Raw genomic sequence first — 24,166 nt, 5'->3', positions numbered from 1 at the left:
GGCCAGCGTGTTTGACGGGGCGCCTCAGATCAAGATCAAGAGCGACTCGCTTCGCATCGTAGATACGCGGTCCTTGTAGGAGCTGGCTTGCCGGCGAAAACGTGAGAACGCCGCGTTCACCCAGATACTCAACGTCATCGTTAACGACCCTCGCCGGCAAGCCAGCTCCTACATTTTCTGATCGCGTTCAGGCAGGGGTAGGCGAAGGTTTCAGGCACGCGATGGAGCGATCCACCGTCGTCTTGGCAATTTCGAGTAAATGCCACACCGCCAGGATCTTGGCCCGCTCGGGGCTGGGCAGCAGCTCGCCGCAATCCAATGCAGTCGCTGAAGCGCTGTCGAGCAAACTGGCGGTGTAGAGCAGGGCGTCTTCGAAGCTGAGGTCTTCGTTGATGGCGTGGAAACCCTGTGAAGGCAGGTAATGGTCAATGGCGCGGTTGAAGGCGGCGCGGTCTTTGGCGGGGTCACAGGGCGGGTCGGGTAGGGCTTTGTTCATGGTGCAACTCCTATTGAGTAAAGGAGCTACCGCCGACGCTGCTAAACGCGGGTGGCAGCTGTACGCGGGTTAGCAGACCGGTCAATAGGAAAACCAGCGCACCCGAAGGTGCCCCGCGCACAGCCACCATAAACGCAGATGTGAACCGTGTGCCCATTGAAGTCAGGCTGCTAAACCCGATCACTGAAATTCAGCGACGGAGCGAAGACTAGCCACCGACCCCGGCAGGCACAAGGCGGCGAGGATTGTCTAGGAAACGTCCTGCAATTAAAAGCGACACGCCTTGCTGGCCCTTTACAAACCATGACCAAATGCCACCAATCCTGCCGCTCACTACTCAACCGCGGCCCCATGGGATTCATGGTTGCCCTGCTGAAAGCATTCATCAAACTGCCGACAAGCGCCTTATAACTCAAAAAAATTTGTCTATGCGATTCAGCTATTGGATTGTTCATGACGTAATGCATTTAATTCGGCACCTAACTCATTGTTGTTCGGAATAAATCAGCGTCGTAAAGCGTTGTAATGAGTCACCGTTCCGCCTTAGAGATGAGCCATGAGCAACCCCGTTGCCCCCGCGCCCCTGATTCGCCTGCTGGGCCTGTGCAAAACCTATGGTGCCCAACGGGCGCTGGATCAGGTCAGCCTGGATATTTATCCGGGCGAGGGCGTGGCGTTGCTTGGCGCCACGGGGGCAGGCAAATCGACCCTGGTTAAAATCCTCAGCGGCACCCTGGCGCCGGACGCCGGTGAACTGTGGGTCGATGGCCAGCGCCAACGTTTCACCTCACCGTTGTCGGCGCGCCGGGTCGGCATCGTGGCTGTGCACCAACGTCCCGACGACGGGATCGCTCCCGGCCTGAGTGTGGCCGAGAACTTGTTGCTCGATGAGCTGGGCCAACCCGATGCCGACTTCTTGCTCAACCGCAAAAACCTGCTGCAACGTGCCGAAGCCATCGCTGCCGGGCTGGGCCTGGAGCTGCCGCTGCAACACCCGGTCGAACGCCTCGGCCAGGCGGACCGCCAACTGCTGGTGCTGGCCCGCGCTTTTGCCCAGCAACCCCGTTTCCTGATCCTCGACGAACCCACCGCGGCCCTGTCGGAAACCGACGCCGAACGCCTGCTTGGCTTGATCGACAGCCAGCGCGTACGGGGTGTGGCGATCCTCTACATCTCCCAGCGCCTGTCGGACCTGCAACGGGTCACCAACCGCGCGATTGTGTTGCAGGAAGGACGGCTGACCAGTGACCTCAACACCCGGCACTTGCCAAGTGCCGCATACACCTTGTTCGGTGATGTGGCCGAGCAGCCGGCAGTGATACCGGACAAGACCCTGCCGGTGCCGTTCCTGGAGCGGTTTACCCGTGCTGGGTTTATTCGCAATCGGGCGGAGGGGCGGGCGGTGCAGGAGCAGGTCGCAGGGTTGCGAGTGGGCACGGACGAGGCCGGTGTGCCGCGCAAAAGTGGGATCAATCCGCAGAGTTGATTTGCAGGCGTGGGCGCACATCCATCAAACTGACCTGCCCCGTCGCCTCTCGAGAATCTCGACATGCCTGACACATTGTTACCGCTGGCCTTGCCTGGCGTTGCGCTGAGGCGCTGGCGCCTGCTGCACCGCGTCAAGCAATCCCATGCCGCGCAGGTGTTCGGTGTGACCCAATCGACCATTTCCCGCTGGGAAAGCGGCGTGCAGGCCATGGACCCGGTGGCGCACAAACAGCTTGAGCAACTGCTGGCCGCTCGCCTCGACGCCGCCGCCGATCACGTCCTGGCCCGGCTGGTCAGCGAGAGCTCACGGCCCATGCACCTTGTCTGCGACCTGACCCACCGTCTGCTGGCGTGCTCTCCAAGCCGAGCGGCCGAGTTCACGCGCCCGATCAGTGAGTTGATGGGCTGCTCTCTTTGGCGTTTCGCCACCCCCGAGATCATGCGCAAGGAGCTTGCGCTCAACGCATCCGGATGGCGCGAAACCTTGGCACCCCCCGCCGTGGAGTTTTCCACGGGCGCCAATGACTCGCTGCTCGTGCCTATCAGGCCAGGCGTTTGCCGCTGGACCCGTATCCCCCTCTCGGACGGAACGGCCGCGCGCCTGGTCGAGACACTCTGACGCGGGCGCACGCATATCTTATGCGTGGACGCCGGATAGCCCTGGACCTAGTCTGGCCGCCTGTGCAGTCGCGCAGGCTGTCAGTCGACCGAGCCAGAGAACACCATGGACACCGAAGAGATCAAAGGGCGCCTCGCCTTCATTCGCGAGGCGGAAAAACTCAAGGACGTACTCCGCAGCGCCCACACTACCTCAGGCCGCACCGAAAGCACCGCGGAACATAGCTGGCGCCTGTGCCTGATGGCGATGGTTTTCGAGGATCAATTCAGCCATCTCGACAGGCTCAAACTGCTCAAGATGTGCGTCATCCATGACCTGGGGGAGGCCATCCATGGCGACATTCCGGCCATCCACAAAGCGTCGTTTCCCGACAAGAGCGAGCAAGAGAGAAAAGACCTTCTACACCTGACCCGCGCCCTCGACGGGCCATTGCAAACGCAGATAATGGCGCTGTGGGAGGACTATGAAGCCGCGCAGTCTGCCGAGGCCAAGGCCGTCAAGGCGCTGGACAAACTGGAAACCCTTCTGCAGCACAATCAGGGCAAGAACCCGCCCGATTTCGACTATGGATTCAACCTGACCTACGGCAAGGGCTACACGGATGCCGATCCTTTGTTTGAGCGGCTTCGCGGGCTTATTGATGAGGGGACGCGGGAGAAGATCGACCTGTTGAACCGGTGAAACTTCTGTCTATCGACGCTCTGGCACAAACGCCACGCTCCCATCCTCACGCTTGTGAAACCACCGCTCGCCATTATCCGGCTGGGTGCCAATCACCCGATGATCCTTGCCCAGGTAAGCCAGTGGCGTGGGATCGTCCTTGGCGTACTGCGCGACAATGATCGTGCGTTGCGGATCGAAAGCCTTGCCGCTGGTTTTTTCCAGCCAGGCCAGGAATGCCGCGCTATCGCCCTGGCGCGGGAAGTCCTGGGTTTCGGCCACGTAGTAGAACGGTTTGCCGCCGTTTTGCAGGTACATCGGCACTTTGTTGTCCGCTTCCACCAGCACGAGTTGCCATTGCTCCCACGGCGCGCTTTGCGTCGCTTCGGTTCGCACGTCCTCGGCAAAGCGCGTCACGCCGCCGTTGCTGTTGCTCCAGGGGTAGGCCACGCCGAGTATCAGCAGCATCAGCGCTGCGGCGATGGCAAACCCCTTGAACCAGCGTGACTGGCTGGCCGGTCGTGCCCGCAGGCGTTCGCTGACCCACCAGGCACCGAGCAGTTGGGCGAAGGGCACCAGTGGCAGTACGTAATAGCTGCGGCGGCTGCCGCTGGCAGTAAAGAACACGAACAACAAGCCCAGGCCCCACACCAGCCAGCGCACATTCGGCGGCGTCTGGCGCCAGTGCCGCAGCGCCAGCCACAGGCCGAGCAACCAGCAGGGTACCCAGGGCAGGGTGTAGGCGGGCAGGTAGATCAGGTAGGTGTAGATCGGTCCCATATGGTCAAAAGGGTCGAAAAAGCGCACCACGTTTTCGCGGAACACCAGGGCCAGACCGCTGCTGCCATAGCTGGGGGCACCGTAGACATGGGACAGCACGAAGGGCACGGCATACACCGCCGCCGCGATCAGCAAGGCACACACCAGGCGCAGGTTGAGATGGCGTTTGTAGCGATGTTCCGCCAGCAGGTGTGGTAGCAGCACCAGGCCGGGCAGCACAAAACCGATCAGCCCTTTGAACAGCGATGTCACGGCCAGCAGCAGGAAGAACACGGTATAGCGACCGAGCCGCGTGTCCTCCGGCCCGCGCCAGTACCACCAGACTGCCGCCAGCACGCCACACACCGTCAGCACGTCCGCCGTGGATACGCGCGCCCAGAACAGGAAGTAGAAGGTGGTGGCGAGCATCCAACCGGCAATCAGCCCGGTGCCCTTGCGCAGCAGTTGTTCGCCGATCAGGTAGACCAGCCACACGCTCAGCCAGGCGCCGATCACGGACGGCAAGCGCAGTGACCAGGGACCGAGGCCACCCAGCAAGTGGGCACTGGCGGTGATCAGCCAGTAGGAGGGAAGGGGTTTGTCGTAATACGGTGCGCCCTTGAGGTAGGGGTCGAAGTAGTCGCCGCTCTGCAGCATCTGCAAGGCGATGTTCGCCCAACGGGTTTCCGGGCCCCACAGGTCGCGTGCGCCCAGGCCGGTCAGCAGCAGCAGGGCAGTGACGCCCAGCAACAGCAGCAGGGCGCCGCGTTCGGTCTTGAAGAAAGCCGCCATCACGGCGATTTCGGGTAGATGATCAGTTCGAGGGAGCCCTTGTAGTAGCGTTTGCCTCCCGGCGGCAATTGCCCGGCTTCGCGCATTTCACTGGTGCTGTTGACGCGCATCAGTACGCCGACCGAGCCGAGTTGGCGCTGTTCCTTGAGCCAGTCCTGCACCTCTTCCAACTCCACTTTGCGATGGACCGAGCCTGCGTACTGCAAGCCATAACGCAGCTCGCCCTCGGTGTCGTACAGCGCCACTTCCGGGCGTTTCAGGCGCCAGGCCAGCGCGCTGGCATTCCCCAGTTCATTGCTCAGCAAGGCTTGGGTCTGTTGCAGTTCTTCCAGGTGTTCGAGCACAAACTGGTCGGGCATTTCGTTGTCTGCAATCCACTCCGGCATGCTCGCCGGCAGCAGGATCACCAGCAAGCCGATGCCCAGGGTCGGCATCGCCCACAGCGTCAGCGGGCGGAAGGCTTGCAGCAGGTTGGTGAGGATCCACCCCAGCAACACGATAAACGCCAGGGACAGGCTGAACATCTCCGCATGGCTGTTGCTGTACAGCGGCCGGGCGATCTGCAGGTAGATCAGCACGATCATGGCCGCCATGCCGATCACGAAGTTGAGCAGGCCGTTGAGGCAGATCATGCGGGCTTTATGCTGGTTGATCAGGCCGACCAGCGTATGTCCCATCAACAAGGCCAGGGGCAGCAGGCACGGCATGATGTAGGTCGGCAGCTTGCCGTTGCTCAGGCTGAAGAAACCCAGCGGCAACAGCAGCCACAGGGCCAGGAAAGCGATCGCCGGCTGGCGCTTTTCCTGCCAGGTCTTGCGCAGGGTACTCGGCAGCAATCCTGCCCAGGGCAGGCAAGCCACCGCGATGATCGGCAGGAAGAACCACCACGGCCGCACGTGCTGTGCGTTGTCGGCGCTGAAGCGGCGGATGTGTTCATTCCAGAAAAAGAAGCGCCAGAAGTCCGGTTCCTGCAGATGGATCGCCAACGCCCAAGGCAGGCACACCAGCAAACACACCAGCATGGCCAGCGGGCCATAGCGCAGCAGTTCGCCCAGGCGGCGTTGCCAGAGCATGTAAGGCACGGCGATCAACACCGGCAACGCCAAGGCCAGGAACCCCTTGGTCAGGAAACCCAGTGCGCAGGCCAGGCCCACGACGGCCCAGGCCCACAGACGACCGCGCACTGTGTGGCTGTCGAGGGCAAACCACAGGGCTACCAGGCTCAGGTTGACCCACAGGGTGAATTGCGGATCCAGGTTGGAGTAGCCCGCTTGCCCGGCCACCAGGCCGAAGCTCAGGTAGAGCAGGGCGCAGGCGAAGCTTTTGCGCGGGTCATTCCACAGGCGGCGGGCGATCAGGTAGGCCAGTAGCACGCTCAAGCCGGAAGTGAGGGCCGAGGCGATGCGCACGCCGAACAGGTTCTGGCCGAACACTGCCTGGCCCAGGGCGATCAACCAATAGCCGCCAGCGGGTTTTTCGAAATAGCGGATGCCCATGAAATGCGGCGCTACCCAGTTGCCGCTCTGGAGCATTTCCTGGCTGATCTGGCCGTAGCGGGTTTCGTCCGGGATCCATAAGCCGTGCAGACCCAGGGGCAACAGGTAAAACGCGACAAAGGCCAGTAATAACAGTGGCAGAGGTTTTAATCGAGTCATGCAAACGTCGCTCCCTGACGTTTAGTTGTGGGGAATTCAAGTAATGAAGTAATAGAAGAAAATGTCACAGTGGTCACTGAATTACAGAAAATAGTCATGATGTCCTTAGTTAAAAGGCGCAACTAAACATGCCAGAACAGGGCTGTCTTTTTGCTGAACAGACGGACAGGAAAGTGTTTAGAATTGTTTTAACGCGGCCGGCCAGTCCGGGCTGTTGACGATGCCCAGCGTCTTGAATTTACCGTTGGGCAATACCTGCACGAACAAGGCGCTGCCGTATTTGGGAAAGGCGGCATGGGGAAAGCCCAGGGTGCTTTCGAAGTCGGCGATGCAGCCGCTGTGGGTGACGAAGACCAGGTTGCGTCCGGGGGTTTTATGGCTGAGCAGTTCTTCGCCCATGGCCGCGCCGCAGACGGCTTGCTGGCCGGAAGTCAGTTCGTTTTTACCGAACATGAAACGTAAGGTCTGGGCGGTGCGGATGGCCGGGCTGGCCAGCACATCGCTGCCGTCCATGCCCAGTGTTTTAAAGGCTTTTCCCAGGGTTTCGGCGTTCTGGCTGCCGTTGATTGTCAGGCCTTCCACAGGGCCCAGGCAGGGGTTGGTCGAGCGGTCGCAACGCTCTTCATGGCGCACCAGCACGATCAGGTCGCCGTCACGCCAGAGGGGCAGCACGTGGGAGGTCAACAGGCGATTGCCGACACCAAGGTCCTTTGGCGAGGCGTGCCAAAGCAGGCTGGCGACCAGCAGCAAACCGACTACGAACATGCCCAGCCACAGCCGTCGCAGGCGCTTGATAAAGGCCCATCGCGAGCGCGGTTTGGTCAGGGTAAGGTCAACCACTTTATTCACCATGGGCAGTGTTGGCAATGTTGTATTAATTAGGCGCAACGTGTTGGCGAATGCCGGTAATGAAACAAGAGGCTGTCACACGGCGGCTGTCTTTTCGCTGAACATTTTGCATGTAAAAAGTTGTGAAGCTTGACAACTAACTAGTTGCCGACAAGTGACGCTTGACCGGTAATTTAAAGAAGGGCGGGTGGGCAGTCGGTGAAATCGATGTGAAAAATTTGCATGACCTGGATCGGCAGCCGTTATTCTCGATTGCCCCCCTCAAACGAGTGTCGTCATGCTGCAGGTGCAAGGTGTGTTCAAAAGCTATGCCACCCCCCAGGGACCGTTGGCGGTACTGGCCGGTGTGGATCTGCATTTGCCCGAGCGCAGCAGCCTGGCATTGATGGGCGAGTCGGGCAGTGGCAAAAGCACCTTGCTGCACCTGGTGGCCGGGCTGGACCGGGTGGACGGTGGCAGCATCCAGGTCGGCGAGCAGCGCCTCGACCAACTCAGTGAAGCGCAGTTGGCCCACTGGCGGCGCACGCAGATCGGGCTGGTGTTCCAGCAGTTCAACCTCATTGGCAGTTTGCGGGTTGAGGACAACCTGGCGTTCCAGGCGCGGTTGGCGGGGCGGTTTGATCCGCAGTGGCAGGCGCAGTTGGTGGAGCGCCTGGGCCTGGGGGATCTGCTCAAGCGTTATCCGGAACAGCTTTCCGGCGGCCAGCAGCAACGGGTCGCGGTGGGGCGCGCGTTGGCGTCACGGCCGGGCCTGTTACTGGCCGACGAGCCCACCGGCAACCTGGACGAAGCCACCAGCGACGAGGTGTTGCAACTGCTGCTGGACCTGCTGCGCGACAGTTCCACCAGCCTGTTGATGGTCACCCATAGCCCGCGTATTGCCGCATGCCTGGACCGGCAGGTGGTGTTGCACCGCGGTCGTGTCGTGCCGGCGAGCGCTGTTTGAAATGGCGGTTTTTTATTGGACCCTGCGCGCGCTGCTCAGCCACTGGCGGCGCCATCCCGTGCAGTTTTTCAGCGTGCTCACCGGTTTGTGGTTGGCCACCGCGCTGCTGATCGGCGTGCAAGCCCTCAACAGCCAGGCACGCGACAGCTATGCCCGCGCCAGCCAGTTGATCGGCGGCGAACCCCAGGCCAGTCTTGGCGCGCCGGACGGGGCGAGCTTTCCCCAAGCAGTCTTTGCCCAGTTGCGCCGAGCCGGCTGGCCGGTGTCGCCTGTGGTTCAAGGGCGGGTGCAGCTAAAGGGGCAGGAAGATGTGCGCCTGCAATTGATGGGCATCGACCCGGTGTCGTTGCCCGGCAGTGGCGCGGTGGCGGGGCAGCGTTTGAGCCAGGCACAGATGCTGGCGTTTTTCGAACCGCCGGGGCGTACCTGGATTGCACCGCAGACCTTGCAGGCCTTGGGGCTGCATGAAGGTCAGCAGCCCACCACCCTGGGCGGTCACACACTGCCGCCGCTGCAAGCCCAGGCCGATATGGCGCCCGGACTGTTGCTCACCGACATCGGCTTTGCCCAGCCTGTGCTGGAAATGCCTGAGCGCCTGTCGCGGATGTTGGTGGATAAAAATTTCGCCGCCGGCCAGCCCACGCCACCCGCTGGGCTGCAACTCAAGCAGGGCGAGGACAATAACCTCGCGCGTCTCACCGAAAGCTTTCACCTGAACCTCGATGCATTGGGCTTTCTGTCCTTTGTGGTCGGGCTGTTTATTGTGCACGCCGCCATTGGTCTTGCCTTGGAGCAACGACGCGGGCTGTTGCGCACCTTGCGTGCCTGCGGTGTCAGTGTGCGTCTGTTGACCGTCAGCCTGGGCGTCGAACTCGGTGTGCTTTCGTTGCTGGGTGGCGTGCTGGGCGTGGCCAGCGGCTACCTGCTGGCCAGTCTGTTGCTGCCGGATGTCGCCGCCAGCCTGCGTGGTTTGTATGGTGCCGAGGTGCCGGGTCAATTGAGCCTGAGCCCTTGGTGGTGGGGTGCGGGGTTGGGCTTGAGTTTGCTCGGCGCGTTGCTGGCGGGTGCCAGCAGCCTGTGGCGGGCGGCGCGCTTGCCCTTGTTGGCGCTGGCCAATGCGCAGGCCTGGCATGAGGCCCATGGGCGTTGGTTACGGCGTCAAGGGTGGGTGGCCGGTGCCGCGCTGGTGATCGCCGTGCTGGCGCTGTGGTTCGGTCATAGCCTGGCTGTCGGCTTCGTGCTGATGGCTGCGTTACTGCTCGGCGCGGCCCTGGGGTTGCCGGTGGTGCTCAATGCTTTGCTCAAGGCTGTTCTGGGACGCAGCCGCTCGGTGCTGGGCCAGTGGTTTCTGGCTGATTGCCGTCAGCAATTGCCGGCGTTGAGCCTGGCCCTGATGGCGCTGCTGTTGGCCCTGGCCGCGAATATCGGGGCAGGTTCCATGACCTCGGGGTTTCGTCATACGTTCAACAACTGGCTGGAGCAGCGTCTGACTGCCGAGCTGTACCTCAACCCACAAAACCCGGCTCAGGCCGAGCAACTGAGCCTATGGTTGACGCAACAACCGCGGGTGCAGGCGGTGCTGCCCACCTGGCAAGTCGCGGTGCAATTGCAGGGCTGGCCGGCGGATCTGTTTGGCGTGGTCGACGACCCGACTTATCGCCAGCATTGGCCGCTGTTGGAGGCGTCGAGTGAGCCGTGGGACCAGTTGCAGCAAGGGGACACCTTGATGCTCAGCGAGCAACTGGCACGCAGGCTCGCGGTGAAGTTGGGCGATAGCGTGAGTATCCCGACGCCCCAAGGCATGTGGGCGCCCAAGGTGGTGGGGATCTACGCCGATTACGGCAACCCGAAGGGCCATTTACTGGTCAATTCCCAGCACCTGCTGACCCATTGGCCGACGCTGTCACCGGCGCGTTTCAACCTGCGTGTGGCACCTTCGGATGTGGCGTTGCTGACCCGTGAGGTGCAGCGCGCCTTTGCCCTGGACGACAGCCGTATCGTCGATCAACAGCAGCTCAAGGGCTGGTCGAGCCAGGTGTTCGAACGCACCTTTGCCGCCACCGCCGCATTGAACAGCCTGACGCTGGGCGTGGCCGGTGTGGCGCTGTTCATCAGCCTGTTGACCCAGAGCCAGAGTCGCCTCGGCCAACTCGCACCGTTGTGGGCATTGGGCGTCACGCGTCGGCAATTGATGCTGCTCAACCTCGGCCAGACCTGGCTGCTGGCGGTGCTCACGTTGGTGTTGGCCTTGCCGCTTGGCCTGCTGTTGGCCTGGTGCCTGGACGCGGTGATCAATGTGCAGGCCTTTGGTTGGCGCCTGCCGCTGCAGGTGTTCCCGTGGCAACTCGCGCAGTTGCTCGGCTTGGCGATGCTCGCGACCTTGCTGGCCTCGGCGTGGCCGTTGTGGCAGTTGTACCGCAGCCGTCCGGCGGATTTGTTGAGGACGTTTGCCAATGAAGATTAAGTGGCTGTTGTGGATGTGCTGCTTACTGGTCGCTTGCGACAAAGTCCCCGCGCCACCAGAAAGCTTCGCCGGCCTGGGCAGTGACGCGGCGGACTTTGCCCAAGTGGTGCCCGGCAAAGTGTTCAGTTTTCCCGAGGACCATGGCCCCCATCCGGGCTTTCGCATCGAGTGGTGGTATGTCACCGCCAACCTCAAGGACGCGCAGGGCAATGTCTTCGGCGTGCAGTGGACGTTGTTCCGCAATGCGCTCAAGGCCGGGCCGACCGAGGCGGGCTGGCGTGATTCGACGATCTGGCTTGGCCACGCCGCCGTGACATCCGCCACTCACCACTATGCCGCCGAACGCTTTGCGCGCGGCGGCGTGGGCCAGGCCGGAGCCCAGGCGCAGCCGTTCAATGCCTGGATCGACGATTGGAATTTCGTCACCCTCCCTGGCGCCGCGAGCAGCTTGGCCGACATGCAACTCAAGGCCAGCGGTGCGCAATTCGCCTATGACCTGCACCTGACCTCCAATCGCCCATTGGTATTGCAGGGTGATGAGGGCTACAGCCGCAAGTCCGACCAGGGCCAGGCGTCGTATTACTACAGCCAGCCGTTTTTCAGGGCCAGTGGCAGCATCACTATCGATGGCAAGGTCTATCAAGTCACCGGCCCGGCCTGGCTCGACCGCGAGTGGAGCAGCCAACCGCTGAGCGCGGACCAGACCGGCTGGGACTGGTTTTCCCTGCACCTGGACCGGGGCGAGCAGTTGATGCTGTTTCGGGTACGGCAAGCCAATGGCGCGGGGTATCTCACGGGGACCTGGATCGACGCGCAAGGCCGGACGCAGACGCTGCACAACGCTGATATCCAACTGGTGCCGTTGGAAACCACTGCGATTGATGGGCGCAAGATTCCTACACGCTGGTCGCTGAAGATCCCTGGCAAACAGCTGGACATCACTACGCAGGCCGTCAACCCGAACGCCTGGATGAACCTGAGTATTCCGTATTGGGAAGGGCCGGTACGGTTTGAGGGTGGTGTGGGTTACCTGGAGATGACGGGATACTAAAAGAAAAAATACTGGACATGCATACAGCATTTGGCTAGATTCCATCCCAGGTGACCGGATGTCACCTGAGCTTCACTTTTTAACTATGGATGGATAAAAAATGAAATCGAAAAAAGCCTTTATGCTGGGCGCGGCCATGGCGGCCTCCTGCTTCGTTTCGGCCTTTGCCCTGGCCGAGCAAACCCCTCAGAAACTCAGCGCCGAAGCGGTCAGGCAGGCCGTGGAAAAAGCGCTCAAATCCGGCGGCACGCTGGACGCGGCGAAGGTGCCGGCCAGCCTCAAGCAAAAACTCCTGGCGGCCAAGACCGGCCAGTCCAAGGCCGTCACCCAGGCGGTCAAATCCGCGCCGTTCAACAGCGTAGTCAGCGAGTTGAAAAAGCCGAACCAGGTCGAGCCGAAAAGCGCTGCCGTCGCCGACTTCGTCCCGCTGTTCCCCACCCTGGATATCAATACTCTCTACACCATCGACGGTGTGGCCCAGGGTGAAGAGTTCGCCTACCACTTCAACCTCCCACAGAACGCGCGGATCCAGGTGCAGTTGGTGAACCAGAGCGCGGGCACCGACATGTCGCTGACCCTGTTCCAGGACGACGGCCAGGGCAACCTGAGCGTGGTGGGATCCTCGGATGCCGCTGGCAATGCCGATGAGTATCTCAACGGCGTGCTACCGGCCGGTGATTACTACTGGTACATGGTCGCCAAGGTCGCCAATAACTCGCAATTCAGCTTTGGCGTGGCGGTGGATACCAATATCGACGCCTACGAACCGAATGACACGCCGCAAACCGCCTTTGTGCTGCCGGACTCGATGAACAAGGTGACCGGTAACCTCGACAACGCCAACGATGTCGATTACTTCGACTTCAAGGCGGTGCGTGGCCAAAGCGTGAGCATGTACCTGGCCGGTGACGCGAACGGCAGTCGCAACCAGTGGATTTTCGATCGTTTTGACGGCGTCAATTGGGTCACCATCCCGGCCGGTTCGACCTCGACCTACCCGAGCGTTACGCCAGGTACTACGGTGAAGGTGCGTGTGCGGGCCAACCCGGCCGTGGTCCAGGATCCGACCAAGCAATACCAATTGAGCCTGGGCTCCACGCCGCGTCTGAACACCTCGGATGTGAAGGGTGACAATATCGTGCGTGTACCTGCATCGATCTTCTGGATGGCGACCCAGGCGGGACGTACAGTGAACTGGACCACCAACTGGTCCGACTCCACAGGCGCACCGCTGTTGGGTGTCACGCCGGTCCTGCGTATCGACAAACGCTTTGAAGGTGCCGAGTTCCACTGGACCGACTTCAAGGCCACCACCAACAGTGCGGGCACATCCCAGGCCAGTTCCGGTATCGGCGACTGCTTCGGCGAGAACCGTGTGCAGTATCCGGACAGCAGCACGGGCGTCACCTACACCTGGGACACCACTTTCAACTTCGGCGGCTGGCGTATCGAGCTGGACGAGTTCCCTGGCGTGGGCGTGGGTGGCGAGAACGTGCCTTACGTGACCTTCGGGCACATCTGCACCCAGAACATCGTTCACTGATTCAACGGTGTGAGTGAGAAGGGGCAGCCTGACGAGGCTGCCCCTTTTTTTTATTCGCCCGCCAATGCCAAGTCCAACGGTAGCCGCGCCATGCTCGTGCCTTTCAATGAGCCCAGGTACAACCAGTTTCCGTACTCCCGTGCGGTGGTGATCGGCGAATAATTCCCCGGGCTGCCATCCTGCAGGTTGGCGATGACCTTACCTTCGGTATCCAAGCCCAGTACGAAGGCTTTGCGTTCGATAGGCTTGGGCACCACCATCAGCGCCCGCACCATCACCTTGCGCAGCAATGGGTAGCCGGCAAAGCTGTCAAGCAACGGATTGCGTGGCGAATACAGCGCCACCCAGAAACGGTCCTGGCCGTTGAAGCTGAGGTTGTCCGGCAGGCCGGGCAGGTTGTCGATAAACAGGTCGTGGGTGCCGGCGCGCTCGCCCTTGAGCCAGTAACGGCTGATGCGGTAGGCGCCGGTTTCATTCACCAGCACGAAGTTTTCATTCGGCCCCAAAGCCACGCCGTTGGCGAATTGCAGTTGGTCCAGCAGCACCTCGGTGCTGCCGTTGCTGAAGTCATAGCGCAGCAGCCGACCGTCGCCGCCATGTTCGATCACCGCTTCGCCGTCCTGCCCGTAACCCCAGCGACTCGACGCATCGCTGAAGTAGGCATAACGCCCGCTCGCGTCCACGGTGACGTCATCGGTGAAACCGAAGGGCAGGCCGTTGGCACTGGTGCTCAACGTCGTGAGTTGGTGTTTGGCATCCAGGGCGAGCAAGCCCTTGATCCCATCGGCAATGATCAGGCGCCCATCCGGGTGCAACGCGAGGCCCAGGGGCCTTCCGCCGGTATTGGCCAATACTTCCAGGCTGCGGCTGTCGGGCGAGGTGCGGATGATGCGCCCGTCATGCAAGCCGCTGATCAAAAAGCCCCGGGCATCCAGCAGCAAGGCCTCGGGCCCGGCAATGTCCTGGGCGCCGATTTTCTGCACGCCCTTGAGGCGCTGGTTCTCCGCATAAGGGCCGCTCTTCATCGACGGCGCCTTGGGTGGCGTCCAGTTTACGGGTTGCACTTTGGTCGGCATCAACAGCAGAAAGGCGACCACCGCCAGAAGCAGTACAAACAGCAGATGACGCAGTTTTTTGGGGCGGGTACTCATGACGATTCCTGGTTGTCGTTGATGCTAGGTTCCCAGTGCAGGGTGCCGAAGAGGTAATCCATCAGGGGAAGGACGATGTTGAAGTTGCGCCCCTGCATCAGTTCACGGCGGTGATGCAGGGCGTGCAGTTGATGCATCTGGCGGATCCACGGCAAGCGCGCCACCGGGTGGTTGGCGGGCAAGTGCTCGCAGGCGTGAAACACTTCGTAAAGTAAATACCCGAGGATCATGCACCCGGCGAACAGCCCGGCGACATTAGGGCTCACTTGCTTGAGCAACCACCAGGCGGGCAGGGTGATTGCCAGGCTGTGCAGCACGATCAGCCAAGGCGGGAACAGGATGACGCGCCAGTCGCGGGGGCTGTCATAGGTCATGTGGCCGGGGGTGAAGAAACTGTGATGATCGCCGGTGTGGCGTGCGTAGAACAGCCGGGCCAAGGCGTGCTTGTGGTGGCCGAGGTGACGGTGCACGAGGTAGATGCAGAGGTTGAAGAACACCAGGGTCAGCGGCACGGTCAGCCATTGCACTGCGCTGATCTGATGCGTGGAAGACCAGGCCAGGGCGATGCACACAAGGCCGTAGCCGAACACGAAACCGGCGTGCAGCCAAGGGTTGTAGCGGGGCGCGACAGAGGCGCGGTAGCGGGCGCGAAAGGTCTCGGTTGGGTGGTCCATGGCGGCTTGCTCGGTGTTTTTTTGTTGGAAAGTGAGCTTAGTTGGCGCCAGGGAATGTGCGAGTTTTGCAGTGACTGGCTTACCCAAAGCGACCAATGGGGGCTTGCACACCCCACATTTCCTTGTTAGCTTCTCGCAAAATGTTAACGATAACATTTGCTCTAACAATAAAAACAAAACAGAGAATCACGCCATGAAAATGCTCCCGAAAACCCTGTGTTTATTGGCTGTAAGCATCACCCTCGGCACTGTCTCCCCAGCATTTGCCGACGCTGCCAAGCCGATCCGCATCGGCGCGTCCTTCCAGGAAATCAACAATCCCTATTTCGTCACCATGAAAAACGCCCTCGAAGAAGCCGGGGCGACCATCGGCGCGAAACTGATCATCACCGACGCCCGTCATGACGTGTCCAAGCAAGTCAGTGACGTCGAAGACATGCTGCAAAAAGGCATCGACATCCTGCTGATCAACCCTACGGATTCGGTCGGCGTGCAATCGGCGGTCAAGTCTGCTCACGCCGCCGGTGTGGTGGTCGTCGCGGTAGACGCCCAGGCCGACGGCCCGCTGGATTCCTTCGTCGGCTCGAAAAACTTCGACGCCGGCTTCCAGGCCTGCGAATACCTGGCCAAGAACATCGGTGACAAAGGCAATATCGCGATCCTCGACGGCATCGCCGTAGTGCCGATCCTGGAGCGCGTACGCGGATGCAAAGAGGCCGTGGCCAAGCACCCGGACATCAAGATTGTCAGCATCCAGAACGGCAAGCAGGAACGTGACCAGGCGCTGACCGTCACCGAAAACATGCTGCAGGCCCAGCCCACCCTCAAAGGCATTTTCAGCGTGAATGACAACGGCTCGCTTGGCGCGCTCTCGGCCATTGAAGCCAGCGGCATGGACGTGAAACTGGTCAGCGTCGACGGCGCGCCGGAAGCGATCAAGGCGATCCAGAAGCCCGGCAGCAAATTTATTGCCACCTCGGCGCAATACCCGCGCGATCAGATCCGCCTGGCCCTGGGCATCGCCCTGGCCAAAAAGTGGGGCTCGCAGGTGCCGGCCACCATCCCGGTGGACATCACCCTGATCGACCAGGCCAAGGCCAAGGATTTCAGCTGGTAAATCACCCAGGCTCCACGTTGTTCGTGGGGCCCAGGTCATCCTTCTGAATATGAGGTCGGCGGTATGAGCAGTCTTCTGAAGTTGGAAAACATCTGTAAGCGCTACCCGGGCGTACAGGCCCTCAAGTCCATCAACCTGCAAGTCGAGCGCGGTGAGATTCATGCCTTGCTCGGCGAAAATGGCGCGGGCAAATCGACGCTGATGAAGATCCTCGGCGGCGTCGAGCATCAAGACGAAGGCCAGATCCTGATCGATGGCCAGGCCCAGCAGTTCGCGACCTATCGCGACGCGATCGCCGCCGGCATCGGCATCGTGTTCCAGGAATTCAGCCTGATTCCCTACCTCACGGCCGTGGAAAACATTTTCCTCGGCCATGAGCTGAGCAACCGCTTCGGGCTGTTGCGCAAGCGTGAAATGGTCGAGGCCAGCGAGGCGTTGTTCAAGCGCCTGGGCGTGACCATCGACCTGCAATGCGCGGTCAGGCACCTGAGCGTGGCCGAACAGCAGTTTGTCGAAATCGCCAAGGCATTGGCCCTGGATGCGCGCCTGCTGGTGCTCGACGAACCCACCGCCACCCTCACGCCCAGCGAGGCCGAGTTGCTGTTCGACATCATGCGTGAACTCAAGCGCCAGGGCGTGGCGGTGATTTTCATCTCCCATCACCTGGAGGAGATTTTCCAGGTGTGCGACCGCATCAGCGTGTTGCGCGACGGCGGCAATGTGGGCGTCACCGATGTGGCTAACAGTGACATCGACCGGCTGGTCGAGATGATGGTCGGGCGCCGCCTGGAATGCAGTTTTCCACCCAAACCGAACACCGAGCGCGGCCCGCTGTTGCTGGAGGTCAAGGACATCCAACTGGTGCGCAACGGCCCGCACAACAGCTTTCAGCTGCACAAAGGCGAGATCCTCGGCTTTGCCGGCCTGGTCGGTTCCGGTCGTACCGAACTGGCCCTGGGCATGATGGGTGCGCTGCCGTCGGTGAGCAAAGACGTGTGGCTGCGCGGCGAGAAAATCACCCTCGACGACCCGGCCCAGGCGCTGGCCCACGGCATCGGCCTGCTCCCGGAAAGCCGCAAGAGCGAAGGGCTGATCACCGACTTCAGCATTCGCGAAAACATCTCGCTGAACAACCTGCCCAAATACCAGAACGCGTCCGGGCTGATCGACAAAAACCGCGAATGCGCCAGCGTCGAAGGCCTGATGAAGCAACTGTCGATCAAGGCCCCCAGCAGTGAAAGCCGGGTGTTCAACCTCAGCGGCGGCAACCAGCAAAAAGTGGTGATCGCCCGTTGGATCAACCATCACTGCGACGTGCTGGTGTTCGACGAACCCACCCGTGGCATCGACGTGGGGGCCAAGGCGCAGATCTACGCGCTGATGCGCAGCCTCACCGAACAAGGCTACGCAATCATCATGATTTCCTCCGAACTGCCGGAAGTCATCGGCATGTGCGACCGCGTCGCCGTGTTCCACAAGGGCGCCATCGTCAAGGTACTCGAAGCGTCTGCCGTCAATCCTCAAGAGGTCATGCGCCATGCAACAGGGGGCTCAAGTGAATACGTCCATTAGGACCGGCGACAGCAGCCGGTTGCGCCTGAACCTGGCGCGGCTGGTGCGCTCGCCGGCGTTTTATCCCTTTGTCGGGCTGGTGGTGGTGACCCTGGTGATGATCCTCGCCAGCGACACCTTCCTCACCGCCAGCAACCTGTCGAACATCGCCCGCCAGGTGTCGATCAACGCGATCATCGCGGTGGGCATGACTTGCGTGATCCTCACCGGTGGCATCGACTTGTCGGTAGGGCCGGTGATGGCCTTATCCGGCACGCTCACGGCCGGGTTGATGGTCGCGGGCCTGCCGCCCGGCCTGGCAATTGGCGCAGGCATGTTGATCGGCGTGGCCTTCGGCATCGGCAATGGCTTGTTTGTGGCCTACCTGCACATGCCGCCGATCATCGTGACGTTGGCGACCATGGGCATCGCCCGTGGCCTGGGCCTGATGTACACCGATGGCTATCCGATTTCCGGGTTGCCGGACTGGTTTGCGTTCTTTGGCCGCGAAAGCCTGTTCGGCATCCAGGTGCCGATCCTGATCATGCTGCTCACCTACCTGGCGGCCTACGTGCTGCTGCAACACACACGCATCGGTCGCTACATCTACGCCATCGGCGGCAATGAAGAAGCGGTGCGGTTGTCCGGCGTGCGTGCGGCGCGTTTCAAGTTGCTGGTGTACGGCATCAGTGGCCTCACGGCGGCGATTGCCGGGCTGGTACTCACCTCACGCCTGATGAGCGGCCAGCCGAATGCCGGTGTGTCGTTCGAGCTGGATGCGATTGCCGCCGTGGTACTCGGCGGCGCCTCGATCGCCGGTGGGCGCGGGGTGATCGTCGGTACGTTGCTCGGCGCCATGTTGCTCGGCGTGTTGAACAACGGCCTGAACATGCTGGGCGTGTCGCCCTATGTCCAGAGCGTGATCAAGGGCGCAATCATTTTGCTGGCGATTTTTATCAGCCGTCAGCGCCACAAATAAATACCTAACAAGAACAGGACCCGACACCATGGACAAGCACACCGAAATGCAAGCCGTCGTCTGCCACGGCCCCAAAGACTACCGCCTGGAACACATTGGCAAACCCCAGGCGCGTGCCAATGAACTGGTGATCCGCATCGCCGCCTGTGGCATCTGCGCCAGTGACTGCAAGTGCCACTCGGGCGCCGCAATGTTCTGGGGCGGCGACAACCCGTGGGTGAAGGCGCCGGTCGTACCGGGGCACGAATTTTTTGGCTATGTGGTGGAAGTGGGCGAGGGCGCCGAAGAGCACTTCGAGGTCGCGGTGGGCGACAAGGTGATCGCCGAGCAGATCGTGCCGTGCGGCAAGTGCCGGTTCTGCAAGTCGGGCAAGTACTGGATGTGCGAAGTGCACAACATCTTCGGCTTCCAGCGTGAAGTCGCCGAAGGCGGCATGGCCCAGTACATGCGTATCCCCAAGACCGCCATCGTGCACAAGATCCCCGAGTCGGTGTCGCTGGAAGACTCGGCGCTGGTGGAACCGATGGCCTGTTCGATCCACACAGTCAACCGTGGCGATGTCCAGCTCGACGACGTGGTGGTGATTGCCGGTGCCGGCACCCTCGGGTTATGCATGGTCCAGGTCGCTGCGTTGAAAACCCCGAAGAAACTGGTGGTGATCGACATGGTCGACGAGCGCCTGGAACTGGCGAAAAAATTCGGTGCCGATGTGGTGATCAACCCGTCGCGCGACAATGCCCGCGAAATCATCAACGGCCTGACCGACAACTACGGCTGTGACGTCTACATCGAAACCACCGGCGTGCCTGCGGGCGTGACCCAGGGCCTGGACCTGATCCGCAAGCTCGGGCGTTTTGTCGAGTTCAGCGTGTTCGGCGCCGAGACCAGCGTCGACTGGTCGATCATCGGCGACCGCAAGGAGCTGGACGTACGCGGCGCCCATCTCGGGCCGTATTGCTACCCGATCGCTATCGACCTGTTCGAACGCGGCTTGGTCACGTCCAAGGGCATCGTCACCCATGACTTCCCATTGGACGACTTTGCCGAAGCCTTCGCGTTGGCCAACTCGACCAAGTCGATCAAGGTGCTGTTAAAGCCGGTGGCCTGAAAATGAACTACGTGATGGGTGTCGATATAGGAACCCAGAGCACCAAGGCGCTGCTGGTGGATGGTCAAGGTACGATCATCGCCCAGCACAGCCAGGGGTATCGCGTGGATACCCCGAAAGTGCGCTGGGCCGAACAATGGCCGCAGGTCTGGCTCGATGCCGTCGAGGCCTGTGTGGCGCAGTGCATGGCCAAGGCCAGCGTGACGGCGCAGCAGGTCAAGGCGTTGTGTATCAGCAGCCTCTACGGCGGCTCGGGGATTGCGGTGGATGCGCAAATCACGCCGCTGCACCCGTGCCTGATCTGGATGGACCGCCGTGCTGGCGAGCAGGTGGCCTGGGTGCGCGAGCAGGTGGACCTGCAGCGGCTGTTCGCGATCACCGGCAACTCGCTGGACAGCTACTACGGCTTCACCAAGATGCTCTGGCTCAAGCAGCACCAGCCCGAGGTGTGGGCCAAGACCCGCTACCTGCTGCCGCCCAACAGCTACATCAACTGGTGCCTCACCGGTGAGTTGGCGGTGGACCATAGCAGCGCGGGCAATATCGGTGGCGTCTACGACGTGAAGGCGCGCGGTTGGTCTGGCGAAATGCTTGATGCGCTGGGCATACCGCAAACCATGATGCCGGAGCGCCTGGTGTATTCCGGGGAAGTCGTCGGTGGGTTGCTGGAGGGTTGGGCTGCGCGTCTGGGCCTGCAGGCGGGCACACCGATTCTGGCCGGTGGCGTCGACGCGGCCATGGCAACGCTGGCCGCAGGGGTGACGCAGCCGGGCAATCACGTGGCAATGATCGGTACCAGCATGTGCTGGGGTTACCTCAACCAGCAAGTGGATGCGCACCATGGTTTGGTGAGCATGCCCCATGTCTACAACGGCCACCGCGACCTGTATATCTTTGGCGGTGCGATCACCGCCGGTGCCTCGGTCAGCTGGTTTCGCGAGCAGTTTTGCCAGGCCGAAGAGCAACAAGCCAAAGCCACCGGCCAGGACAGTTTGGTGCTGCTGGAGCAGCGCGCGATGAACATCCCGGCGGGCAGCGAAGGCCTGTTGTTCCTGCCGTACCTGATGGGCGAGCGCAGCCCGGTGTGGGATGACCGTGCCAGTGGTAGTTTTGTCGGCTTGAACCTCTACCACAGCCGAATTCACCTGTATCGCGCGGTGCTGGAGGGCGTGAGCTTTGCCCTGCGGCACAACATCGAAGCGGGCACCCGCGGCGCGCATTCCCTGGACCCGCGGTTGATCGTGGTGGGCGGTGCAAGCCATTCGGATATGTGGATGCAGATCATCGCCGATGTCACGCGCTACCCGGTGTACACCATTGTCCAGGAGGTGGAAGCGGCGCTGGGTGCGGCGTTGTTGGCGGCGCACACGGTGGGGTTGGTGAGTGATGGGGAGATGGACAAGGGCTGGGTGCAGCTGGAGTTACGGGCTGAGCCCAAGGCGGAAAATGTCGAGGCGTATGACCGCGCGTTTGCCGAGTACCTGAAGCTGTATCCGGCCCTGAAACCGATCATGCACAGCCTGCAGGGGAACTGAATGAACGCAGCCTTCGACTTCACCCACCATCGCATCCTCGTTACCGGCGCCAGCAGTGGCATTGGGCGCGAAATTGCCTTGCAACTGATCGCCAGCGGTGCCGATGTCTTTGCTCTCGGCCGCGACGCCCAAGCCTTGGCCGAACTCGGCTGCCACAGCCTCTGCCTGGACATCGCCGACAGCGTCGCCCTCGACAAGGCCCTGCACGACCTGCCGCCGCTGCATGGCCTGGTCAATTGCGCCGGCATCTCACGCCTGGAGCCGGCTGCCGCCATCAGTGCCGAAGCCTTTGACCAAGTGATGCAGGTCAACGCCCGTGCCGCCGCGCAAGTCGCCAGCCGCGTGGCGGCCAAGATGATCGAAGCACAAATCGCCGGCAGCATCGTCAATGTCTCCAGCCAGGCCTCGCTGGTGGCTCTGGACGATCACCTCGGCTACTGCGCCTCCAAGGCCGCGCTGGATGCGATCACCCGGGTGCAATGCGCCGAGTGGGGGCGTTTTGGGATTCGCGTCAACAGCGTCAACCCCACGGTGACGCTCACGCCGATGGCGGCCATGGCCTGGTCTGAACCGGCCAAGCGCGACCCGGCGCTGTCGGCGATACCCTTGGGGCGCTTTGCCGAAACGGTGGAAGTGGCATTACCGGTGCTGTTCCTGCTGAGTCGCGCCGCCAGCATGATCAGCGGCGTGAGCCTGCCCATCGACGGTGGCTACACCAGCCGCTAGCCGTTTTCCAACTGACCGGCGATCACCACCTTGTCCCGTGGCTTGAACGGGTCTTCCAGGCGGTCGAGCAACAGGCGCACCGCGCTGCTGCCGGCCAAAGACGCATCGTGGGCCACGCAGGCGATGGGCACGCCGAAGATATCGGCGAAGGGCAGGCGGTCGATGCCGCAGATGGTCAGGCTGTCGTGGGCGATGTTGTGCATGCGCAGTGCGCGCAAGGCGCCGAGGGTGATCAACTGGTTGAAGCCCATGATCGCGTCCGGCGCCGAGTGTTCGGCCAGGTAGTCGAGGGTGTGCAGGTAGGACGGCATCAGCGTGTAGTCGCCGGCCTGCACTTCGACCTGCACCTGCGGGTGCCCGGCCAGCACTTCGCGCAGGCCCTTGAGGCGTTCGACGGTGATGCGCGAGTGCTCGGGACCGGTCAGGACCAGCAAGCGTTTGAGGTTCGGGGTCTGTCGCAGCAGGTAGTGCGCGGCCTGGATGCCGCTGTGGTAGTTGTCGAGCACCACGCGGCTGAACGGGCTGTCGTGGATCGTGCGATCGAGCAGCACCACTGGGGTTTTGCCGTTGCCCAGGCGTTCGAGGTAATCGGGCTGGTAGCTCGGTTCATCCGAGACCGGCGACAGGATGATCCCCGCCACGCGGTAGCCCAACAGGGTGTCCACGGCCTTGCTTTCCAGCTCTTCCAGCTCATCGGTGTCCACCAGCATGATGGTGTAGCCGTGCTGTTTGGCCTCGCGGGAAATCGCCTTGATCATTTCGCTGTAGAACGGGTTGTCAACGGAGGCGGTGATCACGCCGATGATCAGGCTTTCACTGCGCTTGAGCCCGCGCGCGAAGGCGTTGGGCACGTAGTCCATCTCCCGCGCCACTTCGAGGATGCGCGCCAGGGTGGCCGGCTTGACCAGGTCGGGTTTGCTCAGTGCGCGGGACACCGTGATGGTGGTCATGCCAACCCGTTTGGCGATGTCGCTGATGGTGACGGACTTCTTCTTGTTCATCGGTCAGGCTGCAAAAGGAAACACCCGCAGGCTAGCATGCGCGGCGCAGATTGTTGCTTCAAATCAGTGGGTCCCAGCGCTGCGACCAGTCGCTTTCGGCCTTGACCACCTCACGCAGCAACCCCAGTGCCTGTTGCAACACCGCCGAATCTCGCGCCCGCGAATACACCAGGTATGTCGGGAAGCTGAATTCCGGCGCCTTGGGCACCCGCTGCATCACGCCGCTGTCCAGGTAACTCTGCACCACGCGGGTGCGGAAATAACCGGCGCCGCCGTTCTCAAGGATGTACTGCAACGCCAGCGGCCCCAGGTTGAAGCTCAATGCGGCACGGGCCTTGTCGGGCAGCGCGGCGTCGTGTTGCTGGCGAAAGCCCGGTCCCCAGTCGATATACACGTAGGGCGCCGGGTTGCTCACCAGTTGCACCAGGATCAGTTTTTCTTCCAGTACCTGTTCCACCTGCAAACCTGGCCAGTATTGCGGTTGGAACACCAATGCAGCGTCGAGTACGCCCAGTTCCAGTTGGCGCAGCAGGTAGTCGCCTTCGCGCACTTCGGTGCGCAGGGCATGGCCGGGGATGTGTTGGCGTAACGCTTGGGCCCAGCCGAGCATCAACGGGTTGCACAGGCTGACTTCGCCGCCGATGTGCAGCACGTTGCGATAGCCATCCGGCAGCGGCAGGTCGCGTTTTGCGGCTTCCCAGGTTTGCAGCAACTGGTTGGCGTACACCACGAAGGCCTCGCCGTCGGCGGTCAGCCTGGCGCCGGCGCGGTTGCGCACGAACAGTGTGCTGCCTAGTTGGCTTTCGAGGCTTTTGACCCGTGCGGTGATGGCGGTCTGGGTGACGTGCAGTTTCTCGGCGGCGGCGGCCAGGCTGCCGCAGCGGGTGATTTCGAGGAAGGTGCGTGCCAGTTCGATGTCCATGAAGCCCCCGGGGATGAATGGGGGACAGTGTAATGGAATGTGATTGAAACTGTGGGAGCTGGCTTGCCTGCGATGGCGGT

Annotated in this window: 21 protein-coding genes; 13 read left to right on the top strand and 8 right to left on the bottom strand. The window is 61.8% G+C overall.

From position 1 onward, the window contains the following. Nucleotides 1-187: 187 nt before the first annotated feature. Complete coding sequence (locus CI807_RS26345) at nucleotides 188-496, bottom strand: DUF6124 family protein (protein WP_095016850.1); 309 nt, start codon at nucleotides 494-496, stop codon at nucleotides 188-190. Between the two features lie 556 nt (nucleotides 497-1,052). Here CI807_RS26345 and CI807_RS26340 point away from each other — a divergent pair. The 3 genes from CI807_RS26340 (at nucleotide 1,053) to CI807_RS26330 (ending at nucleotide 3,284) form a co-directional block, all read left to right on the top strand. Next, complete coding sequence (locus CI807_RS26340) at nucleotides 1,053-1,982, top strand: ATP-binding cassette domain-containing protein (protein WP_095016849.1); 930 nt, start codon at nucleotides 1,053-1,055, stop codon at nucleotides 1,980-1,982. A gap of 63 nt (nucleotides 1,983-2,045) precedes the next feature. Further along, complete coding sequence (locus CI807_RS26335) at nucleotides 2,046-2,603, top strand: helix-turn-helix transcriptional regulator (RefSeq protein ID WP_095016848.1); 558 nt, start codon at nucleotides 2,046-2,048, stop codon at nucleotides 2,601-2,603. Nucleotides 2,604-2,708: 105 nt separating this feature from the next. Beyond that, a complete protein-coding gene (locus tag CI807_RS26330; protein WP_095016847.1) occupies nucleotides 2,709-3,284 on the top strand; it encodes an HD domain-containing protein in 576 nt (191 codons plus the stop codon). 9 nt (nucleotides 3,285-3,293) lie between these two features. Here the strand turns inward: CI807_RS26330 and CI807_RS26325 are convergent, their stop codons facing one another. From CI807_RS26325 to CI807_RS26315, 3 genes are all read right to left on the bottom strand, one after another. After that, entirely contained in the window at nucleotides 3,294-4,814 is a 1,521-nt protein-coding gene (locus CI807_RS26325) for a glycosyltransferase family 39 protein (RefSeq protein ID WP_095016846.1), read from the bottom strand. Further along, nucleotides 4,814-6,469, bottom strand: a complete 1,656-nt coding sequence (arnT, locus tag CI807_RS26320; RefSeq protein ID WP_095016845.1) for a lipid IV(A) 4-amino-4-deoxy-L-arabinosyltransferase — start codon at nucleotides 6,467-6,469, stop codon at nucleotides 4,814-4,816. Before arnT ends, CI807_RS26325 begins: the two co-directional genes overlap by 1 nt. 177 nt (nucleotides 6,470-6,646) lie before the next feature. Continuing rightward, entirely contained in the window at nucleotides 6,647-7,321 is a 675-nt protein-coding gene (locus CI807_RS26315; protein ID WP_095016844.1) for a histidine phosphatase family protein, read from the bottom strand. Between the two features lie 274 nt (nucleotides 7,322-7,595). Here CI807_RS26315 and CI807_RS26310 point away from each other — a divergent pair, with 274 nt between their 5' ends. The 4 genes from CI807_RS26310 (at nucleotide 7,596) to CI807_RS26295 (ending at nucleotide 13,322) form a co-directional block, all read left to right on the top strand. Next, entirely contained in the window at nucleotides 7,596-8,264 is a 669-nt protein-coding gene (locus CI807_RS26310; RefSeq protein ID WP_095016843.1) for an ABC transporter ATP-binding protein, read from the top strand. 1 nt (nucleotide 8,265) lies between these two features. Continuing rightward, entirely contained in the window at nucleotides 8,266-10,728 is a 2,463-nt protein-coding gene (locus CI807_RS26305; RefSeq protein WP_095016842.1) for an FtsX-like permease family protein, read from the top strand. Then, nucleotides 10,718-11,779: a lipocalin-like domain-containing protein gene (locus tag CI807_RS26300; RefSeq protein WP_095016841.1), complete on the top strand. Its 1,062-nt coding sequence runs from the start codon at nucleotides 10,718-10,720 to the stop codon at nucleotides 11,777-11,779. Before CI807_RS26305 ends, CI807_RS26300 begins: the two co-directional genes overlap by 11 nt. Before the next feature lie 100 nt (nucleotides 11,780-11,879). Then, the gene (locus tag CI807_RS26295; protein WP_095016840.1) at nucleotides 11,880-13,322 is read left to right on the top strand and encodes a hypothetical protein; all 1,443 of its coding nucleotides are present in this window, start codon (nucleotides 11,880-11,882) and stop codon (nucleotides 13,320-13,322) included. Nucleotides 13,323-13,372: 50 nt separating this feature from the next. Here CI807_RS26295 and CI807_RS26290 read toward each other — a convergent pair whose 3' ends face one another. Continuing rightward, a complete protein-coding gene (locus CI807_RS26290; RefSeq protein WP_095016839.1) occupies nucleotides 13,373-14,473 on the bottom strand; it encodes an SMP-30/gluconolactonase/LRE family protein in 1,101 nt (366 codons plus the stop codon). After that, entirely contained in the window at nucleotides 14,470-15,147 is a 678-nt protein-coding gene (locus tag CI807_RS26285; protein ID WP_095017629.1) for a sterol desaturase family protein, read from the bottom strand. Before CI807_RS26285 ends, CI807_RS26290 begins: the two co-directional genes overlap by 4 nt. Nucleotides 15,148-15,340: 193 nt before the next feature. Between CI807_RS26285 and CI807_RS26280 the strand changes: the two genes are divergently transcribed. From CI807_RS26280 to CI807_RS26255, 6 genes are all read left to right on the top strand, one after another. Then, nucleotides 15,341-16,264 (top strand): substrate-binding domain-containing protein, encoded by a 924-nt coding sequence (locus CI807_RS26280; RefSeq protein ID WP_095016838.1) that lies wholly within the window; start codon nucleotides 15,341-15,343, stop codon nucleotides 16,262-16,264. Between the two features lie 63 nt (nucleotides 16,265-16,327). Beyond that, nucleotides 16,328-17,836: a sugar ABC transporter ATP-binding protein gene (locus CI807_RS26275; RefSeq protein ID WP_095016837.1), complete on the top strand. Its 1,509-nt coding sequence runs from the start codon at nucleotides 16,328-16,330 to the stop codon at nucleotides 17,834-17,836. Beyond that, nucleotides 17,802-18,794, top strand: coding sequence for an ABC transporter permease (locus tag CI807_RS26270; protein WP_038849050.1), 993 nt, complete (start codon nucleotides 17,802-17,804; stop codon nucleotides 18,792-18,794). Before CI807_RS26275 ends, CI807_RS26270 begins: the two co-directional genes overlap by 35 nt. Before the next feature lie 28 nt (nucleotides 18,795-18,822). Further along, nucleotides 18,823-19,902, top strand: coding sequence for an alcohol dehydrogenase catalytic domain-containing protein (locus CI807_RS26265; protein WP_095016836.1), 1,080 nt, complete (start codon nucleotides 18,823-18,825; stop codon nucleotides 19,900-19,902). A 2-nt stretch (nucleotides 19,903-19,904) separates the two neighbouring features. Continuing rightward, the gene (locus CI807_RS26260; protein ID WP_095016835.1) at nucleotides 19,905-21,437 is read left to right on the top strand and encodes an FGGY-family carbohydrate kinase; all 1,533 of its coding nucleotides are present in this window, start codon (nucleotides 19,905-19,907) and stop codon (nucleotides 21,435-21,437) included. Next, nucleotides 21,438-22,163: an SDR family oxidoreductase gene (locus CI807_RS26255; protein ID WP_095016834.1), complete on the top strand. Its 726-nt coding sequence runs from the start codon at nucleotides 21,438-21,440 to the stop codon at nucleotides 22,161-22,163. On the opposite strand, the gene CI807_RS26250 is transcribed toward CI807_RS26255, so the two are convergent. Together CI807_RS26250 and CI807_RS26245 are read right to left on the bottom strand one after the other, a co-directional pair. Next, nucleotides 22,160-23,164, bottom strand: a complete 1,005-nt coding sequence (locus tag CI807_RS26250; RefSeq protein WP_016974859.1) for a LacI family DNA-binding transcriptional regulator — start codon at nucleotides 23,162-23,164, stop codon at nucleotides 22,160-22,162. The two genes, CI807_RS26255 and CI807_RS26250, sit on opposite strands and share 4 nt — an antisense overlap. Nucleotides 23,165-23,222: 58 nt before the next feature. Then, nucleotides 23,223-24,086 carry a LysR family transcriptional regulator gene (locus CI807_RS26245; RefSeq protein ID WP_016974860.1) on the bottom strand — a complete coding sequence of 288 codons (864 nt, stop codon included), beginning with the start codon at nucleotides 24,084-24,086 and terminating at the stop codon, nucleotides 23,223-23,225. Nucleotides 24,087-24,166 lie beyond the last annotated feature (80 nt).

Origin of the sequence: Pseudomonas sp. NS1(2017), assembly GCF_002269425.1 — a bacterium.
Lineage (GTDB): Bacteria > Pseudomonadota > Gammaproteobacteria > Pseudomonadales > Pseudomonadaceae > Aquipseudomonas > Aquipseudomonas reactans.
The sequence above is the reverse complement of the archived record's forward strand: the minus strand, read 5'-3'. Positions and strand labels throughout refer to the sequence as shown.